The 21,115-nt window shown below is 68.0% G+C and carries 34 protein-coding genes; 1 reads left to right on the forward strand and 33 read right to left on the reverse strand.

Going from position 1 to position 21,115, the window contains the following annotated elements; genetic code table 11:
- Positions 1-1,247 (forward strand): hypothetical protein (locus F9C41_RS40845; RefSeq protein ID WP_196279993.1); only part of this gene is annotated, 1,247 nt, incomplete at its 5' end.
- 93 nt (positions 1,248-1,340) lie between these two features.
- On the opposite strand, the gene truA is transcribed toward F9C41_RS40845, so the two are convergent.
- The 33 genes from truA to tuf all read right to left on the reverse strand — a co-directional run bounded on the left by truA (position 1,341) and on the right by tuf (position 20,921).
- Positions 1,341-2,180, reverse strand: coding sequence for a tRNA pseudouridine(38-40) synthase TruA (gene truA / locus F9C41_RS27890; RefSeq protein WP_155389834.1), 840 nt, complete (start codon positions 2,178-2,180; stop codon positions 1,341-1,343).
- 131 nt (positions 2,181-2,311) lie between these two features.
- Positions 2,312-2,800 (reverse strand): 50S ribosomal protein L17, encoded by a 489-nt coding sequence (gene rplQ, locus F9C41_RS27895; RefSeq protein ID WP_155374093.1) that lies wholly within the window; start codon positions 2,798-2,800, stop codon positions 2,312-2,314.
- Between the two features lie 43 nt (positions 2,801-2,843).
- Positions 2,844-3,866, reverse strand: coding sequence for a DNA-directed RNA polymerase subunit alpha (locus F9C41_RS27900; protein ID WP_120317120.1), 1,023 nt, complete (start codon positions 3,864-3,866; stop codon positions 2,844-2,846).
- A gap of 90 nt (positions 3,867-3,956) precedes the next feature.
- Positions 3,957-4,583, reverse strand: a complete 627-nt coding sequence (gene rpsD / locus F9C41_RS27905; protein ID WP_120317121.1) for a 30S ribosomal protein S4 — start codon at positions 4,581-4,583, stop codon at positions 3,957-3,959.
- A gap of 14 nt (positions 4,584-4,597) precedes the next feature.
- Positions 4,598-5,005, reverse strand: a complete 408-nt coding sequence (rpsK, locus tag F9C41_RS27910; protein ID WP_120317122.1) for a 30S ribosomal protein S11 — start codon at positions 5,003-5,005, stop codon at positions 4,598-4,600.
- 44 nt (positions 5,006-5,049) lie between these two features.
- A complete protein-coding gene (gene rpsM / locus F9C41_RS27915; protein WP_144121762.1) occupies positions 5,050-5,430 on the reverse strand; it encodes a 30S ribosomal protein S13 in 381 nt (126 codons plus the stop codon).
- Between the two features lie 183 nt (positions 5,431-5,613).
- Positions 5,614-5,727: a 50S ribosomal protein L36 gene (gene rpmJ, locus F9C41_RS27920; protein ID WP_020520458.1), complete on the reverse strand. Its 114-nt coding sequence runs from the start codon at positions 5,725-5,727 to the stop codon at positions 5,614-5,616.
- 85 nt (positions 5,728-5,812) lie between these two features.
- Positions 5,813-6,034, reverse strand: coding sequence for a translation initiation factor IF-1 (infA, locus tag F9C41_RS27925; RefSeq protein ID WP_007073013.1), 222 nt, complete (start codon positions 6,032-6,034; stop codon positions 5,813-5,815).
- Positions 6,035-6,265: 231 nt separating this feature from the next.
- Positions 6,266-7,102 (reverse strand): type I methionyl aminopeptidase, encoded by an 837-nt coding sequence (gene map / locus F9C41_RS27930; protein WP_230690075.1) that lies wholly within the window; start codon positions 7,100-7,102, stop codon positions 6,266-6,268.
- Between the two features lie 222 nt (positions 7,103-7,324).
- Positions 7,325-7,978 carry an adenylate kinase gene (locus tag F9C41_RS27935; RefSeq protein WP_120317124.1) on the reverse strand — a complete coding sequence of 218 codons (654 nt, stop codon included), beginning with the start codon at positions 7,976-7,978 and terminating at the stop codon, positions 7,325-7,327.
- A 70-nt stretch (positions 7,979-8,048) separates the two neighbouring features.
- Positions 8,049-9,377: a preprotein translocase subunit SecY gene (gene secY, locus F9C41_RS27940; RefSeq protein ID WP_155389835.1), complete on the reverse strand. Its 1,329-nt coding sequence runs from the start codon at positions 9,375-9,377 to the stop codon at positions 8,049-8,051.
- A 313-nt stretch (positions 9,378-9,690) separates the two neighbouring features.
- Positions 9,691-10,134 carry a 50S ribosomal protein L15 gene (rplO, locus tag F9C41_RS27945; RefSeq protein ID WP_120317126.1) on the reverse strand — a complete coding sequence of 148 codons (444 nt, stop codon included), beginning with the start codon at positions 10,132-10,134 and terminating at the stop codon, positions 9,691-9,693.
- Positions 10,134-10,316 (reverse strand): 50S ribosomal protein L30, encoded by a 183-nt coding sequence (gene rpmD, locus F9C41_RS27950; RefSeq protein ID WP_120317127.1) that lies wholly within the window; start codon positions 10,314-10,316, stop codon positions 10,134-10,136. The genes rplO and rpmD overlap by 1 nt, the downstream gene beginning before the upstream one ends.
- Positions 10,317-10,318: 2 nt before the next feature.
- Positions 10,319-10,945 (reverse strand): 30S ribosomal protein S5, encoded by a 627-nt coding sequence (gene rpsE, locus F9C41_RS27955; protein ID WP_144121760.1) that lies wholly within the window; start codon positions 10,943-10,945, stop codon positions 10,319-10,321.
- Between the two features lie 17 nt (positions 10,946-10,962).
- Positions 10,963-11,352 (reverse strand): 50S ribosomal protein L18, encoded by a 390-nt coding sequence (gene rplR / locus F9C41_RS27960; protein ID WP_155389836.1) that lies wholly within the window; start codon positions 11,350-11,352, stop codon positions 10,963-10,965.
- Positions 11,349-11,900, reverse strand: a complete 552-nt coding sequence (rplF, locus tag F9C41_RS27965; RefSeq protein ID WP_144121758.1) for a 50S ribosomal protein L6 — start codon at positions 11,898-11,900, stop codon at positions 11,349-11,351. The genes rplR and rplF overlap by 4 nt, the downstream gene beginning before the upstream one ends.
- Before the next feature lie 12 nt (positions 11,901-11,912).
- A complete protein-coding gene (rpsH, locus tag F9C41_RS27970; protein ID WP_120317131.1) occupies positions 11,913-12,320 on the reverse strand; it encodes a 30S ribosomal protein S8 in 408 nt (135 codons plus the stop codon).
- A gap of 70 nt (positions 12,321-12,390) precedes the next feature.
- On the reverse strand, positions 12,391-12,576 hold the full coding sequence (locus tag F9C41_RS27975; RefSeq protein ID WP_144121757.1) for a type Z 30S ribosomal protein S14: 186 nt from the start codon (positions 12,574-12,576) through the stop codon (positions 12,391-12,393).
- A gap of 4 nt (positions 12,577-12,580) precedes the next feature.
- Positions 12,581-13,150, reverse strand: coding sequence for a 50S ribosomal protein L5 (gene rplE / locus F9C41_RS27980; RefSeq protein WP_155389837.1), 570 nt, complete (start codon positions 13,148-13,150; stop codon positions 12,581-12,583).
- Positions 13,150-13,467: a 50S ribosomal protein L24 gene (gene rplX, locus F9C41_RS27985; protein WP_120317134.1), complete on the reverse strand. Its 318-nt coding sequence runs from the start codon at positions 13,465-13,467 to the stop codon at positions 13,150-13,152. The genes rplE and rplX overlap by 1 nt, the downstream gene beginning before the upstream one ends.
- On the reverse strand, positions 13,464-13,832 hold the full coding sequence (rplN, locus tag F9C41_RS27990) for a 50S ribosomal protein L14 (protein ID WP_117226249.1): 369 nt from the start codon (positions 13,830-13,832) through the stop codon (positions 13,464-13,466). Before rplN ends, rplX begins: the two co-directional genes overlap by 4 nt.
- A 170-nt stretch (positions 13,833-14,002) precedes the next feature.
- Positions 14,003-14,281 (reverse strand): 30S ribosomal protein S17, encoded by a 279-nt coding sequence (gene rpsQ / locus F9C41_RS27995; RefSeq protein ID WP_120317135.1) that lies wholly within the window; start codon positions 14,279-14,281, stop codon positions 14,003-14,005.
- Between the two features lie 5 nt (positions 14,282-14,286).
- Positions 14,287-14,517, reverse strand: coding sequence for a 50S ribosomal protein L29 (rpmC, locus tag F9C41_RS28000; protein ID WP_120321522.1), 231 nt, complete (start codon positions 14,515-14,517; stop codon positions 14,287-14,289).
- Positions 14,517-14,942 (reverse strand): 50S ribosomal protein L16, encoded by a 426-nt coding sequence (rplP, locus tag F9C41_RS28005; protein WP_120317136.1) that lies wholly within the window; start codon positions 14,940-14,942, stop codon positions 14,517-14,519. Before rplP ends, rpmC begins: the two co-directional genes overlap by 1 nt.
- Before the next feature lie 3 nt (positions 14,943-14,945).
- Complete coding sequence (rpsC, locus tag F9C41_RS28010) at positions 14,946-15,776, reverse strand: 30S ribosomal protein S3 (protein WP_120317137.1); 831 nt, start codon at positions 15,774-15,776, stop codon at positions 14,946-14,948.
- A complete protein-coding gene (gene rplV, locus F9C41_RS28015) occupies positions 15,776-16,249 on the reverse strand; it encodes a 50S ribosomal protein L22 (RefSeq protein ID WP_155389838.1) in 474 nt (157 codons plus the stop codon). The genes rpsC and rplV overlap by 1 nt, the downstream gene beginning before the upstream one ends.
- A gap of 34 nt (positions 16,250-16,283) precedes the next feature.
- Positions 16,284-16,565 (reverse strand): 30S ribosomal protein S19, encoded by a 282-nt coding sequence (rpsS, locus tag F9C41_RS28020; RefSeq protein WP_120317139.1) that lies wholly within the window; start codon positions 16,563-16,565, stop codon positions 16,284-16,286.
- A gap of 16 nt (positions 16,566-16,581) precedes the next feature.
- Positions 16,582-17,421 (reverse strand): 50S ribosomal protein L2, encoded by an 840-nt coding sequence (gene rplB, locus F9C41_RS28025; RefSeq protein WP_155389839.1) that lies wholly within the window; start codon positions 17,419-17,421, stop codon positions 16,582-16,584.
- Between the two features lie 13 nt (positions 17,422-17,434).
- Positions 17,435-17,737 carry a 50S ribosomal protein L23 gene (gene rplW, locus F9C41_RS28030; RefSeq protein WP_120317141.1) on the reverse strand — a complete coding sequence of 101 codons (303 nt, stop codon included), beginning with the start codon at positions 17,735-17,737 and terminating at the stop codon, positions 17,435-17,437.
- Positions 17,734-18,378: a 50S ribosomal protein L4 gene (gene rplD / locus F9C41_RS28035; protein WP_155389840.1), complete on the reverse strand. Its 645-nt coding sequence runs from the start codon at positions 18,376-18,378 to the stop codon at positions 17,734-17,736. Before rplD ends, rplW begins: the two co-directional genes overlap by 4 nt.
- Entirely contained in the window at positions 18,375-19,037 is a 663-nt protein-coding gene (rplC, locus tag F9C41_RS28040; protein ID WP_155389841.1) for a 50S ribosomal protein L3, read from the reverse strand. Before rplC ends, rplD begins: the two co-directional genes overlap by 4 nt.
- Before the next feature lie 11 nt (positions 19,038-19,048).
- Entirely contained in the window at positions 19,049-19,357 is a 309-nt protein-coding gene (gene rpsJ / locus F9C41_RS28045) for a 30S ribosomal protein S10 (protein WP_007073037.1), read from the reverse strand.
- Between the two features lie 370 nt (positions 19,358-19,727).
- The gene (tuf, locus tag F9C41_RS28050) at positions 19,728-20,921 is read right to left on the reverse strand and encodes an elongation factor Tu (protein ID WP_144121751.1); all 1,194 of its coding nucleotides are present in this window, start codon (positions 20,919-20,921) and stop codon (positions 19,728-19,730) included.
- Between the last annotated feature and the right edge of the window lie 194 nt (positions 20,922-21,115).

Consider the following 21,115-nt stretch of genomic DNA (forward strand, 5'->3'; position numbering starts at 1 on the left):
CCCGGTCCCCCGCCGGGCCGCAGGGATACGAGCCGCCGCGCCGTGGCGAGCCGCGCGTCGGCGAACCGCCCCGGCGCAACGTGCCCGGCGAGCCTCCCGGTGCCCGCAACGGCGCGCTGGCGCGTCCGCGGGGGGTGGAGGATCCTCCGCCCACCATGCGGCGCGGATTCGCGCCAGGCGCCCCGCCGGGCACCCCGCCAGGGGCCCCGCCCCGGCGCAACGTCACCGAGCCGCGTCAGCGCTCTGCGCCGCCCGCGACCCCGGTGTCCCCCGGCATCGCACCCGACCGTCCCGGCATGCCGCCGCGCACCGCGCCGAACCCGGCGATGCCGGTGCGGGTCGCGCCGCCCCCGTCCGTGCGGCCCACCATCGCGCCGCCGCCGCCCCCGCCGCCTCCGGCACGGCGTACCGGGCCGCGCCCGGCCGCGGCCGGCGAGCCCGTCGTGGCCGCCGGCTGGCAGCGGCTGGCGGCGCATCAGAACATGTCCGGCCGCTGGAAGAAGGCGCTGAGCGTGCTCGGCGTGCTGGCCGTGCTGACCGTGTGCGGCGTCGGCTCGTTCCTCATGGTGCTGGACGAGAAGAAGGGCACCGGCGCGCAGGCCAACAGCTCGCCGCCGCCGACCGCCACGGCCATCGACATCACCTCCCGCGAGGTCGACCCGAAGCCGCTCACCGCGAACGAGGTCTTCCCCGGCAAGCAGATCGTCATCGACCCGGCCAAGCCGACCGAGGTGTACGCGGTCATCAAGCCGCAGGTGCTCACCGACTGCCGGGCCGCGGCCAGCGGCGAGATCAGCAAACTGATCACCGAGCTGGGCTGCTCCCAGGTGGTGCGCGGCACCATGCGCTCCCCGAACGGCGCCTACCTGGTGACCGGCGGCATCGTGAACCTGGACACGGTCGCCAACGCGGAGAAGGCGTACGAGGCGATCAAGCCGATCGTCGACGAGGGCAAGGGACGCTTCCTCGGCTACGCGCCCGACCGGCAGGCCAACAAGAGCATCACCAAGCCGCTGGCCCTGGCCTCGACCCACGCCGGCTGGAACATCCGCGGCCACTACCTGGTCTACTGCGTGATCGCCCGGTCGGACGGCGAGGAGATCCCGATCGGCGACCCGTTCGCCAAGCAGATCCTCTTCGACGTGATCGAGTTCTACCTGCGCGGCAAGGTCCTCGAAGACCGCGCCAGCGACCCCATCACCCCCACCGGCGACCCGGCCCCCACCACCGCCCCCTCCGCGGGCTGACCGAGCAAAGGAAGGGCACCTTCTTAACGACATGCGTTGTAGAAGGTGCCCTTTTTGACGCTCACCCACCGGTGAGCTGCGCAGCTGCGGCCCTCAGGCCGCGTCGGCGGCACGCTGGCCCGCGGGCACGCCGCGCAGGTTGCGGGTCTGCTCCGCGCGGGCCGCGAACTCCGCCTCGTCCGGATAGCCCACGGCGACCAGGTTCAGCCCGTGCGGCGGGGCGACCAGCACATCGCTCACCCGCTCGGTGCGGGTCAGCAGGGACGCCGGCCAGTCCGGCTCCCGGCGGCCGTCGCCGACCGTCAGCATCGCCCCGACCAGGCTGCGCACCATCGCCTGGCAGAACGCGTCGGCCTGCACCGTCGCCACCAGGATGCCGTCGGTTTCGCGCCGCCACGACATCGCGGTGATGTGCCGGATGGTGGTCGCGTGCTCCTTGCGCTTGCAGAACGCCGCGAAGTCGTGCTCCCCGCACAGCCCGGCCGCGGCCGCGTTGAGCCGGTCGAGGTCGAGCGGGCGCAGCCAGAACAGGGTGTCGTGGCGACGCAGCGGACTCGGGCCCGCCTCGGTGTCGGTCGCCCGGTACTCGTAGCGCCGCCACAGCGCCGAGAAGCGGGCGTCGAAGGCGGGCGGCACCTCGCGGGCGGCCCACACCCGCACGTCACCGGGCAGCAGCCCGGCGAGCCGGCGCACCAGGGTCGGGGCGAGGGCCTGCCAGCGGTCGTCGGGCAGCTCGACGTGGCACACCTGACCGGTCGCGTGCACCCCGGCGTCGGTGCGCCCGGCCACGGTCAGACCGGTCGGGTTGCCCGGCCCGAACACCTTCTCCAGCTCGGCCAGGAGCACCCCGGCGACGGTACGCCGACCCGGCTGCGCCGCCCAGCCGGAGAAGTCCGTGCCGTCGTAACCGACGTCCAGCCGTACCCGCGCCATGTCCTGCTCCTCCTCTGCGGCCCGGGGTCCTTCCCGGAGCGGCGTGCACGCGGACGGCAAGCCCGCGGATACGGCGAAGCTCCCCTCCCGGCTGCGCGAGCAGCGGGAGAGGAGCTCCGACCAATGGAACGTCAGGCCTTGTCGGCAGCCTCGTCGGCGGCCTCGTCAGCCTCGCCGGACAGGACGGCGACCTTGTCCTCCTGAGCGGCCTTCTTGGCCTGGGCCTTGGCAGCCTTCGCCGGCGCCGCGGGCGCCGCCACCTCAAGCGCCTCGACCAGCTCGATGATCGCCATCGGCGCGGCGTCACCCTTGCGCGGGCCGGTCTTCACGATCCGGGTGTAGCCACCCGGACGGTTCGCGAAGCGCGGCGCGATCTGCTCGAACAGGGCCACGAAGGTGTCCCGCTCGCCGATCGTCTTGCGGACGTCGCGGCGAGCCGCGAGGTCGTCCCGCTTGGCCTTGGTGATGAGGCGCTCGGCCAGCGGACGCAGCCGCTTGGCCTTGGTCTCGGTGGTGGTGATCCGGCCGTGCTTGAACAGCGCCGTGGCCAGGTTGGCCAGGATCAGCTGCTCGTGCGCGGGGCTGCCCCCGAGGCGGGGACCCTTGGTGGGCGTGGGCATTGGTGCTCCTTGATGTCTATCCGAGCTGCCGAGGCAGTCTCAGTTACAGCTGCTCGGTCTCGCGGTAGTCGTCAGTGTCGTAATCGGCGTCGCCGTAGGAGTCCACGACGTGAGCCGGGTCGAAGTTCGGAGCCGAGTCCTTCAGCCCCAGACCCATCCCGGCGAGCTTCATCTTCACCTCGTCGATGGACTTCTGCCCGAAATTCCTTATGTCGAGCAGGTCCGCCTCGGTGCGCCCGATGAGCTCACCGACGGAGTTGATGCCCTCGCGCTTGAGGCAGTTGTAGGAGCGGACGGTCAGGTCCAGCTCCTCGATCGGCAGCGCCAGGTCGGCAGCGAGCTGCGCGTCCTGCGGCGACGGGCCGATGTCGATGCCCTCGGCGGTCTCGTCCAGCTCGCGGCAGAGACCGAACAGCTCCACCAGGGTGGAACCGGCCGACGCCAGCGCGGTCCGCGGCGAGATGGACGCCTTCGACTCGACGTCGATGATCAGACGGTCGAAGTCGGTGCGCTGCTCGACACGGGTCGCCTCGACCCGGTAGGTCACCTTGAGCACCGGCGAGTAGATCGAGTCGACCGGGATCCGGCCGATCTCGGCGCCGGCGTTCTTGTTCTGCGCCGCCGTGACGTAGCCCCGGCCCCGCTCGACGGTCAGCTCCATGTCGAGCCGGCCCTTGCCGTTCAGGGTGGCGAGCTTCAGGTCCGGGTTGTGCACGGAGACACCGGCCGGGGGCTGGATGTCGCCGGCGGTCACGTCGCCAGGGCCCTGCTTGCGCAGGTACATGCTGACCGGCTCGTCGTGCTCCGACGAGACGCACAGGTCCTTGACGTTCATGACCAGCTCGACCACGTCCTCCTTGACACCGGGGATCGTGGTGAACTCGTGCAGCACACCGTCGATCTTGATGCTCGTGACGGCCGCGCCCGGGATCGAGCTGAGCAGCGTACGACGCAGCGAGTTGCCGAGGGTGTAGCCGAACCCGGGCTCAAGCGGCTCGATGGTGAACCGGGAGCGGGTCTCGTTGATCGACTCTTCGGTGAGAGTCGGCCGCTGAGAGATAAGCACTGGTGAACTCCTATACGTTGGGCGCCCACTATTTGACGCCACGCGTAACGGCGGCCGGTGCGGCATGACGCCGCACCGGCCAGAGCACTACTACTTGGAGTAGAGCTCGACGATCAGCTGCTCCTGGACCTGGGTGTCGATCACCTGACGGGCCGGAAGCGAGTGAACGAGAACCTTGAACTGGCTGGGGATGACCTCCAGCCAGGCCGGAACGCCGCGAGAGCCGGCCTCCGCCTGCGCCACCACGAACGGCGTGAGCTCGCGGGACTTGCCCCGGACCTCGACGATGTCGTGCTCGGTGACGCGGTACGACGGGATGTCGACCTTCTTGCCGTTGACCAGGAAGTGACCGTGCTTCACGACCTGACGGGCGTGGTCACGGGACTTGGCCAGGCCGGCCCGGTAGACCACGTTGTCGAGGCGCGACTCGAGGATCTGCAGCAGAACCTCACCCGTCTTGCCCGACTTGCGGTTGGCCTCTTCGTAGTAGCCGCGGAACTGCTTCTCCAGCACGCCGTAGATACGACGGGCCTTCTGCTTCTCACGAAGCTGCAGCAGGTACTCGGACTCCTTGGTACGACCGCGGCCGTGCTGGCCGGGCGGGAAGGGGCGCGACTCGAACGGGCACTTGGGCCCATCGCACTTGCTGCCCTTGAGGAACAGCTTGACCTTCTCACGACGGCAACGGCGGCAGTCTGCGCCGGTGTAACGAGCCATTTGTCTATCTCCCCTTAGACCCGGCGACGCTTGGGCGGACGGCATCCGTTGTGCGGCTGCGGCGTGACGTCGGAGATCTGCCCGACCTCGAGACCGGCAGCGGTCAGCGAACGGATGGCGGTCTCACGGCCAGAGCCCGGACCCTTGACGAACACGTCGACCTTGCGCATGCCGTGCTCCATCGCGCGACGCGCGGCGGCCTCGGCGGCCAGCTGGGCGGCGAACGGAGTCGACTTGCGCGAGCCCTTGAAGCCGACCTGGCCGGCGGAGGCCCACGAGATCACAGCACCGGTCGGGTCCGTGATGGACACGATGGTGTTGTTGAACGTGCTCTTGATGTGCGCCTGCCCGTGGGAGACGTTCTTGCGTTCTTTACGCCGGACCTTCTTAACTGCGGCCCCAGCGCGTGCCTTGGGTGGCATATCTTTATGCGCTCCTTCTAGATGCGATTGCTAGCGGGACAGGCTTACTTCTTGCCGGCCTTCTTCTTGCCGGCCACGGTGCGCTTCGGGCCCTTGCGGGTACGAGCGTTCGTGCGAGTGCGCTGTCCACGGACAGGCAGGCCCTTGCGGTGCCGGATGCCCTCGTAGCAACCGATCTCCACCTTGCGGCGGATGTCAGCGGCGACCTCGCGGCGCAGGTCACCTTCAACCTTGAAGTTCGCTTCGATGTAGTCACGAAGCTGAACGACCTCTTCGTCGGTGAGGTCCTTCGCCCGCTTGTTCGGGTCGATGCCCGTGGCGGAGCAAAGCTGCGCCGAGCGGGTGCGGCCGATGCCGTAAACGTAGGTAAGCGCGATCTCCAGCCGCTTTTCGCGGGGGAGATCAACGCCGACGAGACGTGCCATGCTGGGCTGCTCCTCGTAGCTTGCGGAGGTCTGCGCCCGATCCATCCCCCACCTGCCCAGGTGGGGCCCCGGCCTCCGACCGGGGGTTGATCCGCAGAGCTGTCCGACAAGTCGGAGCGTTCCCGCGGCTGGAACGAGCTATTGCTGGTGATGCTGCAACGACAGGCGTTGCCAGGGGCTGGATCAGCCCTGACGCTGCTTGTGGCGCGGGTCGTCACAAATGATCATGACCCGGCCGTGCCGGCGGATGACGCGGCACTTGTTGCAGATCTTCTTGACACTCGGCTTGACCTTCACGGCTCGCCTTTGCTGCTACTCCCGGCCCGCACAGCGTCGAGCCAGGAAAGACGGACACGGACTCACCCCGGTGGAGTCAGTTCGATTACTTGTAGCGGTAGACGATCCGCCCGCGGGTGAGGTCGTACGGCGAGAGCTCGACGACGACCCGGTCCTCGGGCAGGATGCGAATGTAGTGCTGACGCATCTTGCCGCTGATGTGGGCCAAGACCTTGTGGCCGTTAGCGAGCTCGACCCGGAACATTGCGTTCGGGAGTGGCTCGATAACTCGGCCCTCGATCTCGATGGCCCCGTCCTTCTTCGGCATATCCTCCGCTACCTGACATAGGGTGAATGGGTCGGCTCACCTGGTCCATCACGACCCGGTCGAACCGGATCGCGCCAGCCGCGGTTCCGCCGGACCCCCGAAGCGCGGGGAGCATGGCGGAGTGGACGCGGTGCGCCGATTGGCCAGTCTACGCCCACCTCGGCATCGACACCAAACCACCCCCCGACCCCCGCGGCCGGGAGTGTCGGATCGCACACCCGGCCCGTGCCGTCAGGCCGTGGCGGCGGAGGTGAGCAGGTCACCCAGGCGGGCGCGGCCGCCGTCGGGAGCGGTCAGGACCCAGACGCCGTCTTCGAACAGACCGATGGAGTGCTCGACGTGCGCGGCGTGGGAGCCGTCGGTGGTGACCACCGTCCAGCCGTCGTTCAGCTCCGCGGTGCGGGCCGAGCCCATCGTGATCATCGGCTCGATGGCCAGGGCCATCCCGGGGACCAGCTTCGGGCCGCGGCCGGGCCGCCCGTGGTTGTGGATGTGCGGGTCCTGGTGCATGGCGGTGCCGATGCCGTGGCCGCCGTATCCCTTGACGATGCCGTACTTGCGGGGCGCCTTGCGCACCGCGGACTCCACGGCCCAGGAGATGTCGGTCAGCCGGCCGGTGCCCGAACGCAGCCCGCGGGCGGCGGCGGCGATGCCGGCCCACATCGACTCCTCGGCCACCTCGGCCATGCGCAGCAGGTCGGGCCGGGTCTCCCCGACGCCGACCGTGATCGCCGCGTCGCCGTGCCAGCCGTTCAGGATGGCGCCGCAGTCGATCGAGATCAGGTCGCCCTCGGCCAGCACGTGCTTGGGGTTCGGGATGGTGTGCACGATCTGCTCGTTCACCGACGAGCAGATGGTGCCCGGGAAGCCGTGGTAGCCCTTGAACGACGGGATCGCCCCGTGCGACCGGATCACGTCCTCGGCCACGGCGTCCAGTTCGGCGGTGCTGACCCCGGGCTTGACCGCCTCGCGGGCCGCCGCCAGCGCCGCTGCCACCACCAGCCCGGCAGCGCGCATCAGGTGCAGCTGCTCAGGCGTCTTGATCTCGATGTCCATGTGCTCGGCCATTGCCTTCCCCCACCGGCCCGGTCCTGCCGGGCGATTCCTGCCCGGCGGGGACCGTCTGGCGCTTGTCGCCTCACGTCCGCGGGGTGAGCGCTCCGCTGTCGCACGGACGGCGGCAGCCCGTCGCCTGGGCGCGGTGCGAACCGTGACCGGTCCGTCCGCGTCCGGCGAGTGCAGTGGCTGACCCTCGCAGGCGCCGGCCCCACCGCCGAGCGCCAGGCAATGCTACGCGCTGAACGAGCGCAGCTCGTTGATGGCCCGCTCGGTGACGTCCTCCACCGGCCCGGTGGCGTCGATCCCGACCAGGCGGCCCTGCGCGCCGTAGTGGTCGACCAGGGGGGCGGTGTCGCGGGCGTACACCTTCAGGCGCTCCGCGATCGTCTCGGCCTTGTCGTCGTCGCGCTGGTAGAGCTCGCCGCCGCAGCGGTCGCACAGGCCTTCCCGGCTCGAGGCGTCGAACTCGATGTGCCAAATCTTGCCGCAACCGTGGCAGGTGCGCCGGCCGGACAGGCGCCGGATGACCTCGTCGTTGTCGACGATGAGCTCCAGCACCAGGTCGAGGTTCGCGCCCGTGTCGGCGAGCATCTTGTCCAGTGCCACGGCCTGGGGCACGGTGCGCGGGAAGCCGTCGAGCAGGAAGCCGTCGGCGGCGTCGGCCTCGGCCAGGCGGCCGCGCACCATGTTGATGGTGACCTCGTCCGGCACCAGACCGCCCGAGTCCATGTAGCGCTTGGCCTCCAGGCCCAGCGGGGTGCCCTGCGAGACGTTGGCCCGGAAGATGTCACCCGTCGAGATCTTCGGCACGGACAGGTGCGAGGCGATGAACTCCGCCTGCGTTCCCTTGCCCGCTCCCGGCGGACCCACCAGCACCAGCCTCATCACGACACCTCACTAAAACCGGCGAACCGGCGGCGCGAGAACGCGCCGCCGATCCGCTGCACCCGCTGGCTCATCGAAGGAATCCCTCGTAGCTGCGCTGCATGAGCTGGCTCTCGATCTGCTTGACGGTCTCCAGACCCACACCCACCATGATCAGCACCGCGGTGCCGCCGAAGGGGAAGTTCTGATAGGCCTGGGAGTCCAGCCAGATGAAGAACATGTTGGGGAGGATCGCGATGATGCCGAGGTAGAACGCGCCCGGCAGGGTGATCCGGCTCAGGATGAAGTCGAGGTAGTCGGCGGTGGGCTTGCCCGGCCGGATACCCGGCACGAAGCCGCCGTACTTCTTCATGTTGTCCGCGATCTCGGTCGGGTTGAACGTGATCGAGACGTAGAAGTACGTGAAGAAGATGATCATCGCGAAGTAGAGCAGGATGTAGCTCCACTTGCTGGGGTCGGTCAGGTAGTCGCGCAGCCAGAGCTGGACCTTGCCCGGGTTGTTCTGGTCCATGAACTGCAGGGCCAGCGTGGGCAGGTAGAGCAGCGAGGACGCGAAGATGACCGGGATGACACCCGCCTGGTTGACCTTCAGCGGGATGTAGGTCGAGGTGCCGCCGTACATACGCCGGCCGACCATGCGCTTGGCGTACTGCACCGGGATGCGGCGCTGCGCCTGCTCGATGTACACCACGAGCGCGATGACCACGACGACGAGCGCCAGCACGCCGACGAAGCCCCACCAGCCCTTGGACTCCTTCAGCTGCCAGCCCTCACTGGGGAGGCGGGCGGCGATGGAGGTGAAGATCAGGACGGACATGCCGTTGCCCACGCCGCGGTCGGTGATGAGCTCGCCGAGCCACATCACGACGCCGGTGCCGGCGGTCATGGTGACGACCAGCGCGGTCAGCGTGACCCACTGCGGCATCTGGGTGTTCGGCACGATCGGGAACTGGTCGCACGCGCCCTGGAACAGCTGGCCGGAGCGAGCCAGGGCCACGAAGGCCGAGGACTGCAGGACGGCGAGGCCCAGGGTCAGGTAACGCGTGTACTGGGTGATCTTCGACTGGCCGGACTGGCCCTCCTTGCGGAGCTGCTCCAGGCGCGGGATGACCACGGTGAGCAGCTGCAAGATGATCGACGCCGTGATGTACGGCATGATGCCGAGCGCGAAGACCGACAGGGACAGCAGAGCGCCGCCGGAGAAGAGGTTGAGGAGCGTGAAGACGCCGTTCTCGGCCCCCGACTCCATGGCGGTGATGCACTTCTGCACGTTCCCGTACGAGACACCGGGGCTGGGCAGCGTGGCACCGAGGCGATAGAGCGCGATGATCCCGAGTGTGAACAGAATCTTCTTGCGCAGGTCAGGCGTCTTGAACGCACTGACAAAAGCGGAGAGCAACTTCTTCCTCCTGCGCGCGGCACCGGGGGCCGGTGGCTGTCGTGTAAGGGGCGTGACTGGTGACTTGGTTCGGCTGAGCCGCGACCGTTACGGTCGGCCTTCACCGCGCCACGCGCAGTTTACGCGTAGCTGGGATCGGACTCTAACAGTCCCGACCCGCAATGGTCAGGTCTGCGCGGCACATATCTGTGCCAGCCTAGGCCCTGGCGGCGCTCGTGCCCAGTGGCAACGACCTGCGCCGTGCCCGCAGATGCCCGACGCCGCGCGTGGCGCCCGACCAAGGTCGGTCGGGCGCCACGTCTGCGACTATCGCTTACAGCTCCGTCACGGAGCCGCCGGCGGCAGCGATCTTCTCCTTGGCGGTGGCGCTGAAACCGTGCGCCGACACCTGGAGCTTCACGCCGCCGAGCTCACCGGTGCCGAGCACCTTGACCGGGTGGCCCTTGCGGACGGCACCGGCCTCGGCCAGCTCCAGCGGGCCGACCTGGCCGCCGTTGGGGAACAGCTCGGCGAGCCGGTCCAGGTTCACGACCTGGAACACGACCTTGAACTTGTTCCGGAAGCCCTTCATCTTCGGAAGCCGCATGTGGATAGGCATCTGCCCACCCTCAAACGACGGCTTCACCTGGTAGCGGGCCTTCGTACCCTTGGTACCGCGACCGGCGGTCTTGCCCTTGGAGCCCTCACCACGACCCACACGGGTCTTGGCGGTCTTGGCACCGGGCGCCGGGCGGAGGTGGTGGATCTTGATCGTCATTACTCAACCTCCTCGACCTTCACGAGGTGGCTGACCGCGAAGATCATGCCCCGAATCTCGGGACGGTCCTCTTTCACCACCACGTCGTTGATCCGCTTGAGCCCGAGCGAACGCAGCGACTCGCGCTGGTTGCGCTTGCGCCCGATGTCGGACCGCAACTGGGTGACCTTCAAACGTGCCATCGTTACGCACCCGCTCCCGCACGCGCGGCCAGCAGCGCGGCCGGCGCGACGTCCTCGACCGGCAGCCCACGGCGGGCCGCGATGGCCTCCGGGGACTCCAGCATCTTCAGCGCGGCGACCGTGGCGTGCACGATGTTGATCGGGTTCGAGGAGCCGAGGCTCTTCGACAGCACGTCGTGGATGCCCACGCACTCCAGCACGGCGCGAACCGGGCCGCCGGCGATGACACCGGTACCGGCGCTGGCCGGCTTGAGCAGCACCACACCGGCCGCCGCCTCACCCTGCACGGGGTGCGGGATGGTGGAGCCGATCCGGGGAACCCGGAAGAAGTGCTTCTTGGCCTCCTCGACACCCTTGGCGATCGCCGCGGGCACCTCCTTGGCCTTGCCGTAACCGACACCGACGTTGCCGTCGCCGTCGCCGACGATCACCAGTGCGGTGAAGCTGAAGCGCCGACCGCCCTTGACGACCTTGGCAACACGGTTGATCGTGACGACCCGCTCGAGATGCGGAGTCTTCTCGACCGGCGCGTTGCCACGGCCATCGCCGCGGCCACGGCGCTCGCGACCACCGCGGTCGCCGCCCTCACTGCTACCGGAACCCGTGCCCCGGCGTTGTGGTCCTGGCATTGTCCCAGCCACCTTTCCTAGAACTCGAGTCCAGCACCGCGTGCGGCGTCCGCCAGAGCCGCGATGCGGCCCGCGTAGCGGTTGCCACCGCGGTCGAAGACGACCTTGGTGATACCGGCGGCCTTCGCCCGGTCGGCGAGCAGAGCGCCCACCTTGCCGGCGATGGCGCTCTTGTCGCCCTCGGCGCCCTTGATCGAGGCGTCCATGCTCGACGCCGCCACCACGGTGTGACCCTTGGTGTCGTCCACGATCTGGACCCAGATGTGGCGCAGCGAGCGGGTGACGACCAGACGGGGGCGCTCAGCGGTGCCGCTGAGGTTCCGGCGGATGCGGAAGTGCCGACGCGCCTTGCCGACGGCCCGCTTGGCGGCGACGCCGTTGCGGCGCTTGAGCAGCGTGGCGGTCACTTCTTACCTGCCTTTCCAGCCTTACCGGCCTTGCGGCGGATGACCTCGCCCTGGTACTTGACGCCCTTGCCCTTGTAAGGCTCCGGCGGGCGGATCTTCCGAATGTTGGCGGCGATCTCACCGACAAGCTGCTTGTCGATGCCCGAGATGTGGAACAGCGTCGGCCGCTCCACCGCGAAGGTGATGCCGGCCGGGGGGGCCACCACGACCGGGTGCGAGAAGCCGAGCGCGAACTCGAGCTCCGAACCCTTGGCGGTGACGCGGTAACCCGTACCGTTGATCTCCAGGCTCTTCTTGTAGCCCTCGGTGACGCCGACGATCATGTTGGCGACCAGGGTACGCGAGAGACCGTGCAGTTCCTTGGCACGACGCTCGTCGTTCGGGCGGGTGACGAGCAGCTCGCCGCTCTCACCGCGCTCGGCGATGATCGGCTCGCTCAGCGTGTGCTGGAGCTCGCCCTTGGGGCCCTTGACCTTGACGGTCTGGCCATCGATGGTGATCTCGACGCCGGAAGGCACCGTGATCGGCTTACGTCCGATTCGCGACATTGCAGACCTTCCTCACCAGACGTAGGCGAGGACTTCCCCGCCCACCCCGCGCTTACGGGCCTGCCGGTCGGTGAGCAGCCCCTGAGACGTCGAAATAATCGCCACACCCAGACCGCCGAGAACACGCGGCAGCTCCGGGGACTTGGCGTAAACCCGCAGGCCGGGCTTGGAGACACGCCGGATGCCGGCCAGGCTCCGCTCCCGGTTCGGGCCGAACTTCAGTTCGACGATCAGGCTCTTGCCGACGGCGCCCTCAGCGGGCTCCTCGACTGCCCAGGCGGCGATGTAGCCCTCGGCCTTGAGAACCTCGGCCACGTTCGCCTTGATCTTCGAGTAGGGCATCGCCACCCGGTCGTGATACGCCTGGTTGGCGTTGCGCAGACGCGTGAGCATGTCTGCAATCGGGTCGGTCATCGTCATTGTTTATCAGCCTTTCTCGCCGCGGTTCCCGGTGTCACACCGGGCCTACGGCGAAGGGGAAGCCTTGGATTTACCAGGAAGCCTTGGACACGCCGGGAAGCTCACCCTTGTGAGCCATGTCCCGAACACAGATCCGGCAGAGCCCGAACTTGCGGTAGACGGCCTTCGGCCGACCGCACTTCTGGCACCGGGTGTACGCGCGCACCGCGAACTTCGGCTTGGCCGCAGCCTTGATGATCAGCGCCTTCTTGGCCATGTGCTCAGTTCTCCTTGAACGGGAAGCCCAGGAGCTTGAGCAGCGCCCGGCCCTCATCGTCGGTCTCGGCAGTGGTCACCAGCGTGATGTCCATGCCCCGGACCGCGTCGATCCGGTCCTGGTCGATCTCGTGGAAAACCGACTGCTCGGTCAGACCGAAGGTGTAGTTGCCGTGACCGTCGAGCTTGCGCCCGTCCAGACCGCGGAAGTCGCGGATACGCGGCAGCGCGATCGACAGCAGCCGGTCCAGGAACTCCCACATCCGGTCGCCGCGCAGGGTCACCTTCGCGCCGATCGGCATGCCCTCACGCAGCTTGAACTGCGCGATGGACTTGGTGGCCTTGCGGATCAGCGGCTTCTGACCGGTGATCGCGGTGAGGTCCTTGACCGCACCGTCGATCTTCTTCGAGTCACGGGCCGCCTCGCCGACGCCCATGTTGACCACGATCTTCACCAGGCCCGGCACCTGCATCGGGTTGGCGAAACCGAACTGCTCGCGCAGCTGGCCCACCACCTCGGCGCGGTACCGCTCCTTGAGACGAGGCATCGTCTTGGTCTCGGTCGCCGTCGTCATCACAGCTCCTTGCCGGTGCGACGGGAGACGCGAGTCTTCACGCCGTTCTCGTCGATCTTGTAGCCGACGCGGACGGGCTTGCCGTCCTCGACCACCATCACGTTGGAGACGTGGATCGGCGCCTCCTGGGTGATGATGCCGCCGGTCTTGGCGCCACGCTGGGTGGTGCGGATCTTCTCGTGCTTGGTGATCCGGTTAACGCCTTCGACCAGGATCTTCTCGGTCCGGGGGTAGGCCGCGATGACCGTACCCTCCTTGCCCTTGTCCTTGCCGGCGATGACCTTGACCTTGTCGCCCTTCTTGACCTTCATGGTCACAGCACCTCCGGGGCAAGGCTGATGATCTTCATGAAGCGCTTGTCCCGCAGCTCACGGCCAACCGGGCCGAAGATACGGGTTCCGCGCGGGTCTCCACCGTCCTTGATGATGACGGCGGCGTTCTCGTCGAAGCGGATGTACGAGCCGTCCGGACGGCGCCGCTCCTTGACGGTGCGAACGATGACCGCCTTGACGACGTCACCCTTCTTCACACCGGCACCGGGGATGGCGTCCTTGACGGTGGCCACGATGACGTCGCCGATGCTCGCGTAGCGCCGACCCGAACCACCGAGAACGCGGATGCACAGAATCTCCCGGGCACCCGTGTTGTCGGCGACTCGCAGTCGCGACTCCTGCTGGATCACGTCAACTCCTGTATGTCTGCCGGTTCTCCGCCCACCCGGTTTCGGGGGGACCCGCACTGCGTGGGCGGAGCCTGGCGGAACTCGAACCGCCCGGAACGCCCCACAGGGCGCCCCGGCCGGCTATCTGATCTTCGGCCGCTAGGCGGCCGGCGAACCTGCCGGAGGCAGGGTCACTTGGCCTTCTCGAGGATCTCCACGACCCGCCACCGCTTGGTGGCGGACAGCGGACGGGTCTCCATGAGCAGCACCCGGTCACCGATGCCGCACGCGTTCTGCTCGTCGTGCGCCTTCAGCTTGCTGCTACGGCGCAGAACCTTGCCGTACAGCGAGTGCTTGACCCGGTCCTCGACCGCCACGACGACGGTCTTGTCCATCTTGTCGCTGACGACCAGGCCCTCGCGTACCTTACGCCGGTTCCGGTCGACTGCGTTCTCGTTGGTCTCGCTCATGTTCCCTACGCCACCTCAGTAGGCGCGGCCGAGAGCCCCAGCTCACGCTCGCGCATGATCGTGTAGATCCGGGCGATCTCGCGACGGACCACATCCAGCCGACGGTTGTTGTCGAGCTGGCCGGTCGCACCCTGGACGCGGAGGTTGAACAGCTCCGCCTTGGCCTCCCGCAGCTTCGCGACCAGTTCCTCAGAGGAACTCTCGCGCAGCTCGGCTGCCTTGGTACCGGCTGCCATCACGCCTCACCCACTTCGCGCTTCACGATTCGGCACTTCATCGGGAGCTTGTGGATCGCGCGGCGCATGGCCTCGCGAGCAATCTCCTCGTTCGGGAACGCCATCTCGAAGAGAACGCGTCCCGGCTTGACGTTCGCCACCCACCACTCGGGCGAGCCCTTGCCGGAACCCATGCGGGTCTCGGCGGGCTTCTTGGTCAGGGCCTGGTCCGGGAAGACCGTGATCCAGACCTTGCCACCACGCTTGATGTGACGGGTCATGGCGATACGCGCCGACTCGATCTGCCGGTTGGTGACGTACGCCGGCTCGAGCGCCTGGATGCCGAACTCGCCGAACACCACCCGGTTGCCGCCCTTGCTCCGACCGGAACGGTCGGGGTGGTGCGGCTTGCGGAAGCCATTCGGAGGCTTACGCGGCATCAGCATTGTTCAGCCCTCCTGCTCAACCGGTGCGGCCGGAGCCGCCTCGGCGTTGTCCTTGGTGAGCTCCGCGGCGGCCGCACGGCCGGCCTCGGTGCCTGCACCGGTCGTGCCGGTGGCACCCGAACGGCCACGGCGCGGTCGCTCGGACCGCTCGCCGCCACGGCCTTCACGGCGCTGGCGGCCCGGAGCCTCGGCCGGGGTCTCGCGACCCGGCACGGCGTCACCCTTGTAAATCCAGACCTTCACGCCGATGCGGCCGAAGGTGGTACGGGCCTCGAAGAAGCCGTACTCGATGTTGGCGCGCAGCGTGTGCAGCGGCACGCGACCCTCACGGTAGAACTCCGTGCGGCTCATCTCAGCACCGCCGAGGCGGCCCGAGACCTGGACACGGATGCCCTTGACCATCGGGTTCTTCATGGCCGACTGGATCGCCTTGCGCATCGCCCGGCGGAACGCCACGCGGCCCGAGAGCTGCTCGGCGATGCCCTGCGAGACCAGCTGAGCGTCCGACTCGGGGTTCTTGACCTCGAGGATGTTCAGCTGGACCTGCTTCTTGGTGAGCTTCTCGAGCTCCCCGCGCAGGCGCTCGGCCTCCGCACCCTTACGGCCGATGACGATGCCCGGCCGGGCGGTGTGGATGTCGATGCGGACCTTGTCACGGGTGCGCTCGATCTCGACCTTCGAGATACCGGCACGCTCGAGGCCCTTGGCCATCATGCGGCGGATCGCGACGTCCTCGCCGATGTAGTCCTTGTAGAGCTTGTCGGCGTACCAGCGGGACTTCCAGTCGGTCGAGATGCCGAGCCGGAACCCAATCGGGTGGACTTTCTGACCCATTACTTGGTCTCCTCCTGCTCGGCGGCCTCAACCTCGGGCGACGCTGCGGCCTTGGTGGCCTTGGCCGGCGTCGCCTTCGCGGCGGCGGTGGCCTTGCGGACCGGCGCCTTCGGCGCGACTGCCTCCACCTCGACGGTGATGTGGCAGGTGCGCTTGCGGATCCGGTAAGCCCGGCCCTGCGCCCGCGGCCGGAACCGCTTCAGCGTCGGGCCCTCGTCCACGTAGGCAGCGCTGACCAGCAGCGCGTCCGGGTCGAGACGCTCGTTGTTCTCAGCGTTGGCGATAGCGCTGGCCAGCACCTTGTAGACCGGCTCGCTAGCCGCCTGCGGCGCGAACTGGAGCACCGTCAGTGCCTCCTTCGCGGGCAGACCGCGGACGAGGTTGACCACACGGCGCGCCTTGCTGGCGGACAGGCGCACGTGGCGGGCGACCGCACGGGCGCCCGGCGCGGCCTGCGCGTCATTCGTAGGCATCGTGTTTCCCCTAAATCCTTATTACGGTCCGCCGTCAGCGACGGCGACTCTTCCGGTCGTCCTTCTCGTGACCCTTGAACGTGCGGGTCAGCGCGAACTCGCCGAGCTTGTGCCCGACCATCGCCTCCGACACGAACACCGGGACGTGCTTGCGCCCGTCGTGCACGGCGATCGTGTGGCCCAGCATGTCCGGGATGATCGTCGAACGCCGCGACCAGGTCTTGATGACGTTCTTGGTGCCCTTTTCGTTCTGCACTTCCACCTTCTTGAGCAGGTGGTCGTCGATGAAGGGGCCCTTCTTCAGGCTGCGAGGCATCTGTCAGCTCTCCCTATTACCCGCGCTTGCGGGTGGCGTAGCGGCGGCGGACGATCAGCTTGTCGCTCGCCTGGCCCTTGCGGCGGGTACGACCCTCGGGCTTACCAGCCGGGTTCACCGGGTGGCGACCACCGGAGGTCTTGCCCTCACCACCACCGTGCGGGTGGTCGACCGGGTTCATGGCGACACCACGGACGGTCGGGCGCTTGCCCTTCCACCGCATACGACCGGCCTTGCCCCAGTTGATGTTCGACTGCTCGGCATTGCCGATCTCGCCGACCGTCGCGCGGCACCGGACGTCCACCTTGCGGATTTCGCCAGAAGGCATACGCAGCGTGGCGTAGTCCTCCTCGCGGCCCAGCAGCTGGACGCCGACGCCGGCCGAGCGGGCCAGCTTGGCGCCGCCGCCCGGACGCAGCTCCACGCAGTGCACGGTCGTGCCGACCGGGATGTTGCGCAGCGGCAGGTTGTTGCCCGGCTTGATGTCGGCCCCGGGGCCCGACTCGACGGCGTCGCCCTGCTTCAGGTCCTTCGGCGCGATGATGTAGCGCTTCTCGCCGTCGACGTAGTGCAGCAGCGCGATGCGCGCGGTGCGGTTGGGGTCGTACTCGATGTGCGCGACCTTGGCCGGCACGCCGTCCTTGCCCACCCGAGTGAAGTCGATCAGCCGGTACTGACGCTTGTGGCCGCCGCCCTGGTGCCGCGTGGTGATGCGGCCGTGAACGTTACGACCGCCCTTCTTCGGCAGCGGAACGACGAGCGACTTCTCCGGCGTCGACCGGGTGACCTCGGTGAAGTCGGCGACGCTGGAGCCACGGCGACCGGGCGTCGTCGGCTTGTACTTACGGATACCCATTGTCTTATACCCCTCAGCTCACCGGTCCGCCGAAGGCTTCGATGCGGTCGCCTTCGGCGAGCTTCACCATCGCGCGCTTCGTCGCCTTGCGCTGACCCCAGCCGGTGCGGGTGCGCTTGCGCTTGCCCTCGCGGTTGAGCGTGTTCACCGTCAGCACCCGAACATTGAAGATCTGCTGAATAGCGATCTTGATTTCGGTCTTGTTCGCGTCCGGGTGCACCAGGAAGGTGTACCAGTTGCGGTTGAGCTCGCCGTAGCTCTTCTCCGAGACCACCGGAGCGACGATGATGTCGCGCGGGTCGGCAATCGTCGTCACTTGGAACCCTCCTCAGCGGGCACGCCCAGGAACTCCTCGAGCGCCTCGGTGGTGAAGACCACCGCGTCGCTGACGAGCACGTCGTACGTGTTGAGCTGCCCGGCCTCGATCAGGTGCACCTGCGGCAGGTTGCGCAGGCTCACCCAGTTGACCTCGTCGTTGGCGCCGAGCACGACCAGCACGCGCGGAGCGTCGCCCGCGACCTTCTGGATCGTGGCCAGGGCCGCCTTCGTCGACGGCGTCTCGCCGGCCACGAACGCGTCGACCACGTGCAGCAGGCCGTTGCGGGCCCGGTCCGAGAGGGCACCGCGCAGGGCGGCGGCCTTCATCTTCTTCGGGGTCCGCTGGCTGTAGTCACGCGGCTGCGGGCCGTGGACGACGCCACCGCCGGCGAACTGCGGCGCGCGGATCGAGCCCTGACGGGCGCGACCGGTGCCCTTCTGCTTGTACGGCTTCTTGCCGCCACCGGCGACCTCACCGCGACGCTTCGTCTTGTGCGTGCCCTGGCGCGCGGCGGCCAGCTGGGCCACCACGACCTGGTGCATCAGCGAGATGTTCGCCTGCACGTCGAAGATCTCGGCGGGCAGCTCGACCGAGCCGGCCTTGGCGCCCTCAGCACTGATCACGTCAACCGTGGTCACTTCGAGGCACCACCCTTCTTCTTCGTCTTCGCGGCGCTACGAACGAGCACCAGCGCACCCTTGGGGCCCGGGATGGCGCCCTTCACGAGCAGCAGGTTGTTCTCGGCGTCGATGGCGTGCACGGTGAGGCCGGGCGCGGTGTAGCGCACGCCACCCATGCGGCCGGCCATGCGGACGCCCTTGAACACGCGACCCGGCGTGGCGCACGCGCCGATCGAACCGGGCGAGCGGTGCTTGCGCTCGACGCCGTGGCTGGCCTTGAGGCCGTGGAAGCCGTGGCGCTTCATGACACCGGCGAAGCCCTTGCCCTTGGTCTTGCCCGTCACGTCGATGGCCTGACCGGCCGCGAACGTGGAGACGGTGACCTCCTGGCCGAGCTCGTACGAGCCGGCGTCGGTGGTGCGCAGCTCGACGATGTGACGACGGGGCGCGACGTTCGCCTTGGCGAAGTGGCCCGCCTTGGGCTGGCTCACCTTGCGCGGGTTGATCGCGCCGAAAGCCAGCTGGACGGCCTCGTAGCCGTCCTTCTCAGTGGTACGAACCTGGGTGACGACGCACGGGCCGGCCTGCACCACGGTCACGGGGACGACTTTGTTGTTGTCCCAGACCTGAGTCATGCCGAGCTTGGCGCCCAGGATGCCCTTAACTTGCCTGTCCATCAGTCCGGTCCCTACAGCTTGATCTCGATGTCGACGCCTGCCGGCAGATCGAGTCGCATGAGCGAGTCGACCGTCTTCGGGGTCGGGTCGATGATGTCGATCAGACGCTTGTGCGTGCGCATCTCGAAGTGCTCGCGCGAGTCCTTGTACTTGTGCGGCGAACGGATCACGCAGAAACGGTTGATCTCCGTGGGCAGTGGCACCGGCCCTGCGACCTGAGCACCCGTACGGGTCACCGTCTCGACGATCTTCCGTGCCGAGGAATCGACGACCTCGTGGTCGTAGGCCTTGAGCCGGATGCGGATCTTCTGTCCCGCCATGGTGGCTTCTGTTTCCTTCTCTCAAGCCGCTACCTGCGGCGGCAGACGGTGGGGCCTGCCCCCTGTCCGACCCCCGCGGTCGGGCGTGTCGCGCGCTGAACCAGACTGATTCCCTATTAAAAGGTCATTTGCCTTGGCTCAACGGGCATCACGCCCGATCACAGGAGCTTCACGTCAGAGGCCCGAAGACCCCCACGTCACGCGACGCGGCACACGCACGGGGCGCGACCGGTCGCAACGCAACCTGTTCATTATGCCGTATCGGGTACGGCATTGTGAAATCAGGGTGCCTAGGCTCACTAAAACGGGCCCGGCCTGCGTACATGTAAAGGTGCGGGCGCCCCGCCCGAGAGCGGGGCGCCCGCGGAGATCACTTGGTGATCTTGGTGACTCGGCCGGCACCGACCGTGCGGCCACCCTCGCGGATCGCGAAACGGAGGGTCTCCTCCATGGCGATCGGCTGGATGAGCTTCACGGACATCTCGACGTTGTCGCCGGGCATGACCATCTCGGTGCCCTCGGGCAGCGTGACGACACCGGTGACGTCGGTGGTGCGGAAGTAGAACTGCGGCCGGTAGTTCTGGAAGAACGGGGTGTGACGGCCACCCTCCTCCTTGGAGAGGATGTAGACCGACGCCTCGAACTCCGTGTGCGGGGTGGTCGTGCCGGGCTTGACCACGACCATGCCGCGCTCGACGTCCTCGCGCTTGATGCCACGCAGCAGCAGACCGACGTTCTCACCCGCGCGGGCCTCGTCGAGCAGCTTGCGGAACATCTCGATGCCGGTGCAGGTGGTCTTCATCGACTTCTCGCGAATACCGACGATCTCGACCTCCTCGTTCGGCTTGAGGATGCCGCGCTCGGCGCGACCGGTGACGACGGTGCCACGACCGGTGATCGTGAAAACGTCCTCGATCGGCATGAGGAACGGCTTGTCGACCTCACGCTCGGGCTGCGGGATCGCGGAGTCGACCGCGTCCATCAGGCCCATGAGCGCCTCGGACCACTTCGGGTCGCCCTCGAGCGCCTTCAGCGCGGAGACCCGGACGACCGGCAGGTCGTCACCCGGGTACTCCTGGTTCGACAGCAGCTCGCGGATCTCGAGCTCGACCAGCTCCAGCAGCTCCTCATCGTCGACCATGTCGCTCTTGTTGAGCGCCACGACGATGTAGGGCACGCCGACCTGACGGGCGAGCAGCACGTGCTCGCGGGTCTGCGGCATCGGGCCGTCGGTAGCGGCGACCACCAGGATCGCGCCGTCCATCTGGGCGGCACCGGTGATCATGTTCTTGATGTAGTCAGCGTGACCCGGGCAGTCAACGTGCGCGTAGTGCCGGCTCTCGGTCTGGTACTCGACGTGCGCGATGGAGATCGTGATACCACGAGCCTTCTCCTCCGGCGCCTTGTCGATCTCATCGAAAGGGGTGTACGGGTTGAGTGCCGGGAACTTGTCGTGCAGGACCTTAGTGATGGCCGCCGTCAGCGTCGTCTTACCGTGGTCGATGTGACCAATGGTGCCGATGTTGACGTGCGGCTTAGTCCGCTCGAACTTCGCCTTCGCCACTGGTGTCCTCCTGTGGACTGTTGGTTCGTTCGCCCGACGGCGCCGAGGCGGCGCTTAGGACCTTTGCCCGCCGGGGTCGCCGGCGCTTTCTTGCTGTGCTGAGACCGTGGGGAGCTCAGCCGTGGGGGGGGGGGGGGGGGGGCCCCCCCCCCCCCCCCGCGCCCCACCCAGGGCGGCGCGGAGGGTAAAAGAGA

Origin of the sequence: Catellatospora paridis (assembly GCF_009720365.1) — a bacterium.
Classification (GTDB): Bacteria; Actinomycetota; Actinomycetes; order Mycobacteriales; family Micromonosporaceae; genus Catellatospora; species Catellatospora paridis.

What these genes read in the sequence shown, in the direction of transcription:
- rplB (WP_155389839.1), bottom strand. Translation starts at nt 17,421, where the DNA reads ATGGGTATCCGTAAGTACAAGCCGACGACGCCCGGTCGCCGTGGCTCC.
- rplF (WP_144121758.1), bottom strand. Translation starts at nt 11,900, where the DNA reads ATGTCGCGAATCGGACGTAAGCCGATCACGGTGCCTTCCGGCGTCGAG.
- rpsQ (WP_120317135.1), bottom strand. Translation starts at nt 14,281, where the DNA reads ATGAGCGAGACCAACGAGAACGCAGTCGACCGGAACCGGCGTAAGGTA.
- infA (WP_007073013.1), bottom strand. Translation starts at nt 6,034, where the DNA reads ATGCCGAAGAAGGACGGGGCCATCGAGATCGAGGGCCGAGTTATCGAG.
- rpsM (WP_144121762.1), bottom strand. Translation starts at nt 5,430, where the DNA reads ATGGCACGTCTCGTCGGCGTTGATCTCCCCCGCGAAAAGCGGCTGGAG.
- rplE (WP_155389837.1), bottom strand. Translation starts at nt 13,150, where the DNA reads ATGACGACGGCGACCGAGACCAAGACGATGCCTCGTCTCAAGGAGCGG.
- rplO (WP_120317126.1), bottom strand. Translation starts at nt 10,134, where the DNA reads ATGACGATCAAGATCCACCACCTCCGCCCGGCGCCCGGTGCCAAGACC.
- rpsS (WP_120317139.1), bottom strand. Translation starts at nt 16,565, where the DNA reads ATGCCTCGCAGCCTGAAGAAGGGCCCCTTCATCGACGACCACCTGCTC.
- rpsE (WP_144121760.1), bottom strand. Translation starts at nt 10,945, where the DNA reads ATGCCAGGACCACAACGCCGGGGCACGGGTTCCGGTAGCAGTGAGGGC.
- map (WP_230690075.1), bottom strand. Translation starts at nt 7,102, where the DNA reads ATGGCCGAGCACATGGACATCGAGATCAAGACGCCTGAGCAGCTGCAC.
- rplC (WP_155389841.1), bottom strand. Translation starts at nt 19,037, where the DNA reads ATGGACAGGCAAGTTAAGGGCATCCTGGGCGCCAAGCTCGGCATGACT.
- F9C41_RS27975 (WP_144121757.1), bottom strand. Translation starts at nt 12,576, where the DNA reads ATGGCCAAGAAGGCGCTGATCATCAAGGCTGCGGCCAAGCCGAAGTTC.
- rplP (WP_120317136.1), bottom strand. Translation starts at nt 14,942, where the DNA reads ATGCTGATGCCGCGTAAGCCTCCGAATGGCTTCCGCAAGCCGCACCAC.
- rpsJ (WP_007073037.1), bottom strand. Translation starts at nt 19,357, where the DNA reads ATGGCGGGACAGAAGATCCGCATCCGGCTCAAGGCCTACGACCACGAG.
- rpmD (WP_120317127.1), bottom strand. Translation starts at nt 10,316, where the DNA reads ATGGCACGTTTGAAGGTCACCCAGTTGCGGTCCGACATCGGGCGCAAG.
- rplQ (WP_155374093.1), bottom strand. Translation starts at nt 2,800, where the DNA reads ATGCCCACGCCCACCAAGGGTCCCCGCCTCGGGGGCAGCCCCGCGCAC.
- truA (WP_155389834.1), bottom strand. Translation starts at nt 2,180, where the DNA reads ATGGCGCGGGTACGGCTGGACGTCGGTTACGACGGCACGGACTTCTCC.
- rpsC (WP_120317137.1), bottom strand. Translation starts at nt 15,776, where the DNA reads ATGGGTCAGAAAGTCCACCCGATTGGGTTCCGGCTCGGCATCTCGACC.
- rpsH (WP_120317131.1), bottom strand. Translation starts at nt 12,320, where the DNA reads ATGACGATGACCGACCCGATTGCAGACATGCTCACGCGTCTGCGCAAC.
- rplV (WP_155389838.1), bottom strand. Translation starts at nt 16,249, where the DNA reads ATGCCTACGAATGACGCGCAGGCCGCGCCGGGCGCCCGTGCGGTCGCC.
- rpsD (WP_120317121.1), bottom strand. Translation starts at nt 4,583, where the DNA reads ATGGCTCGTTACACCGGCGCAGACTGCCGCCGTTGCCGTCGTGAGAAG.
- F9C41_RS27935 (WP_120317124.1), bottom strand. Translation starts at nt 7,978, where the DNA reads ATGAGGCTGGTGCTGGTGGGTCCGCCGGGAGCGGGCAAGGGAACGCAG.
- rpmC (WP_120321522.1), bottom strand. Translation starts at nt 14,517, where the DNA reads ATGGCAGCCGGTACCAAGGCAGCCGAGCTGCGCGAGAGTTCCTCTGAG.
- rpsK (WP_120317122.1), bottom strand. Translation starts at nt 5,005, where the DNA reads ATGCCACCCAAGGCACGCGCTGGGGCCGCAGTTAAGAAGGTCCGGCGT.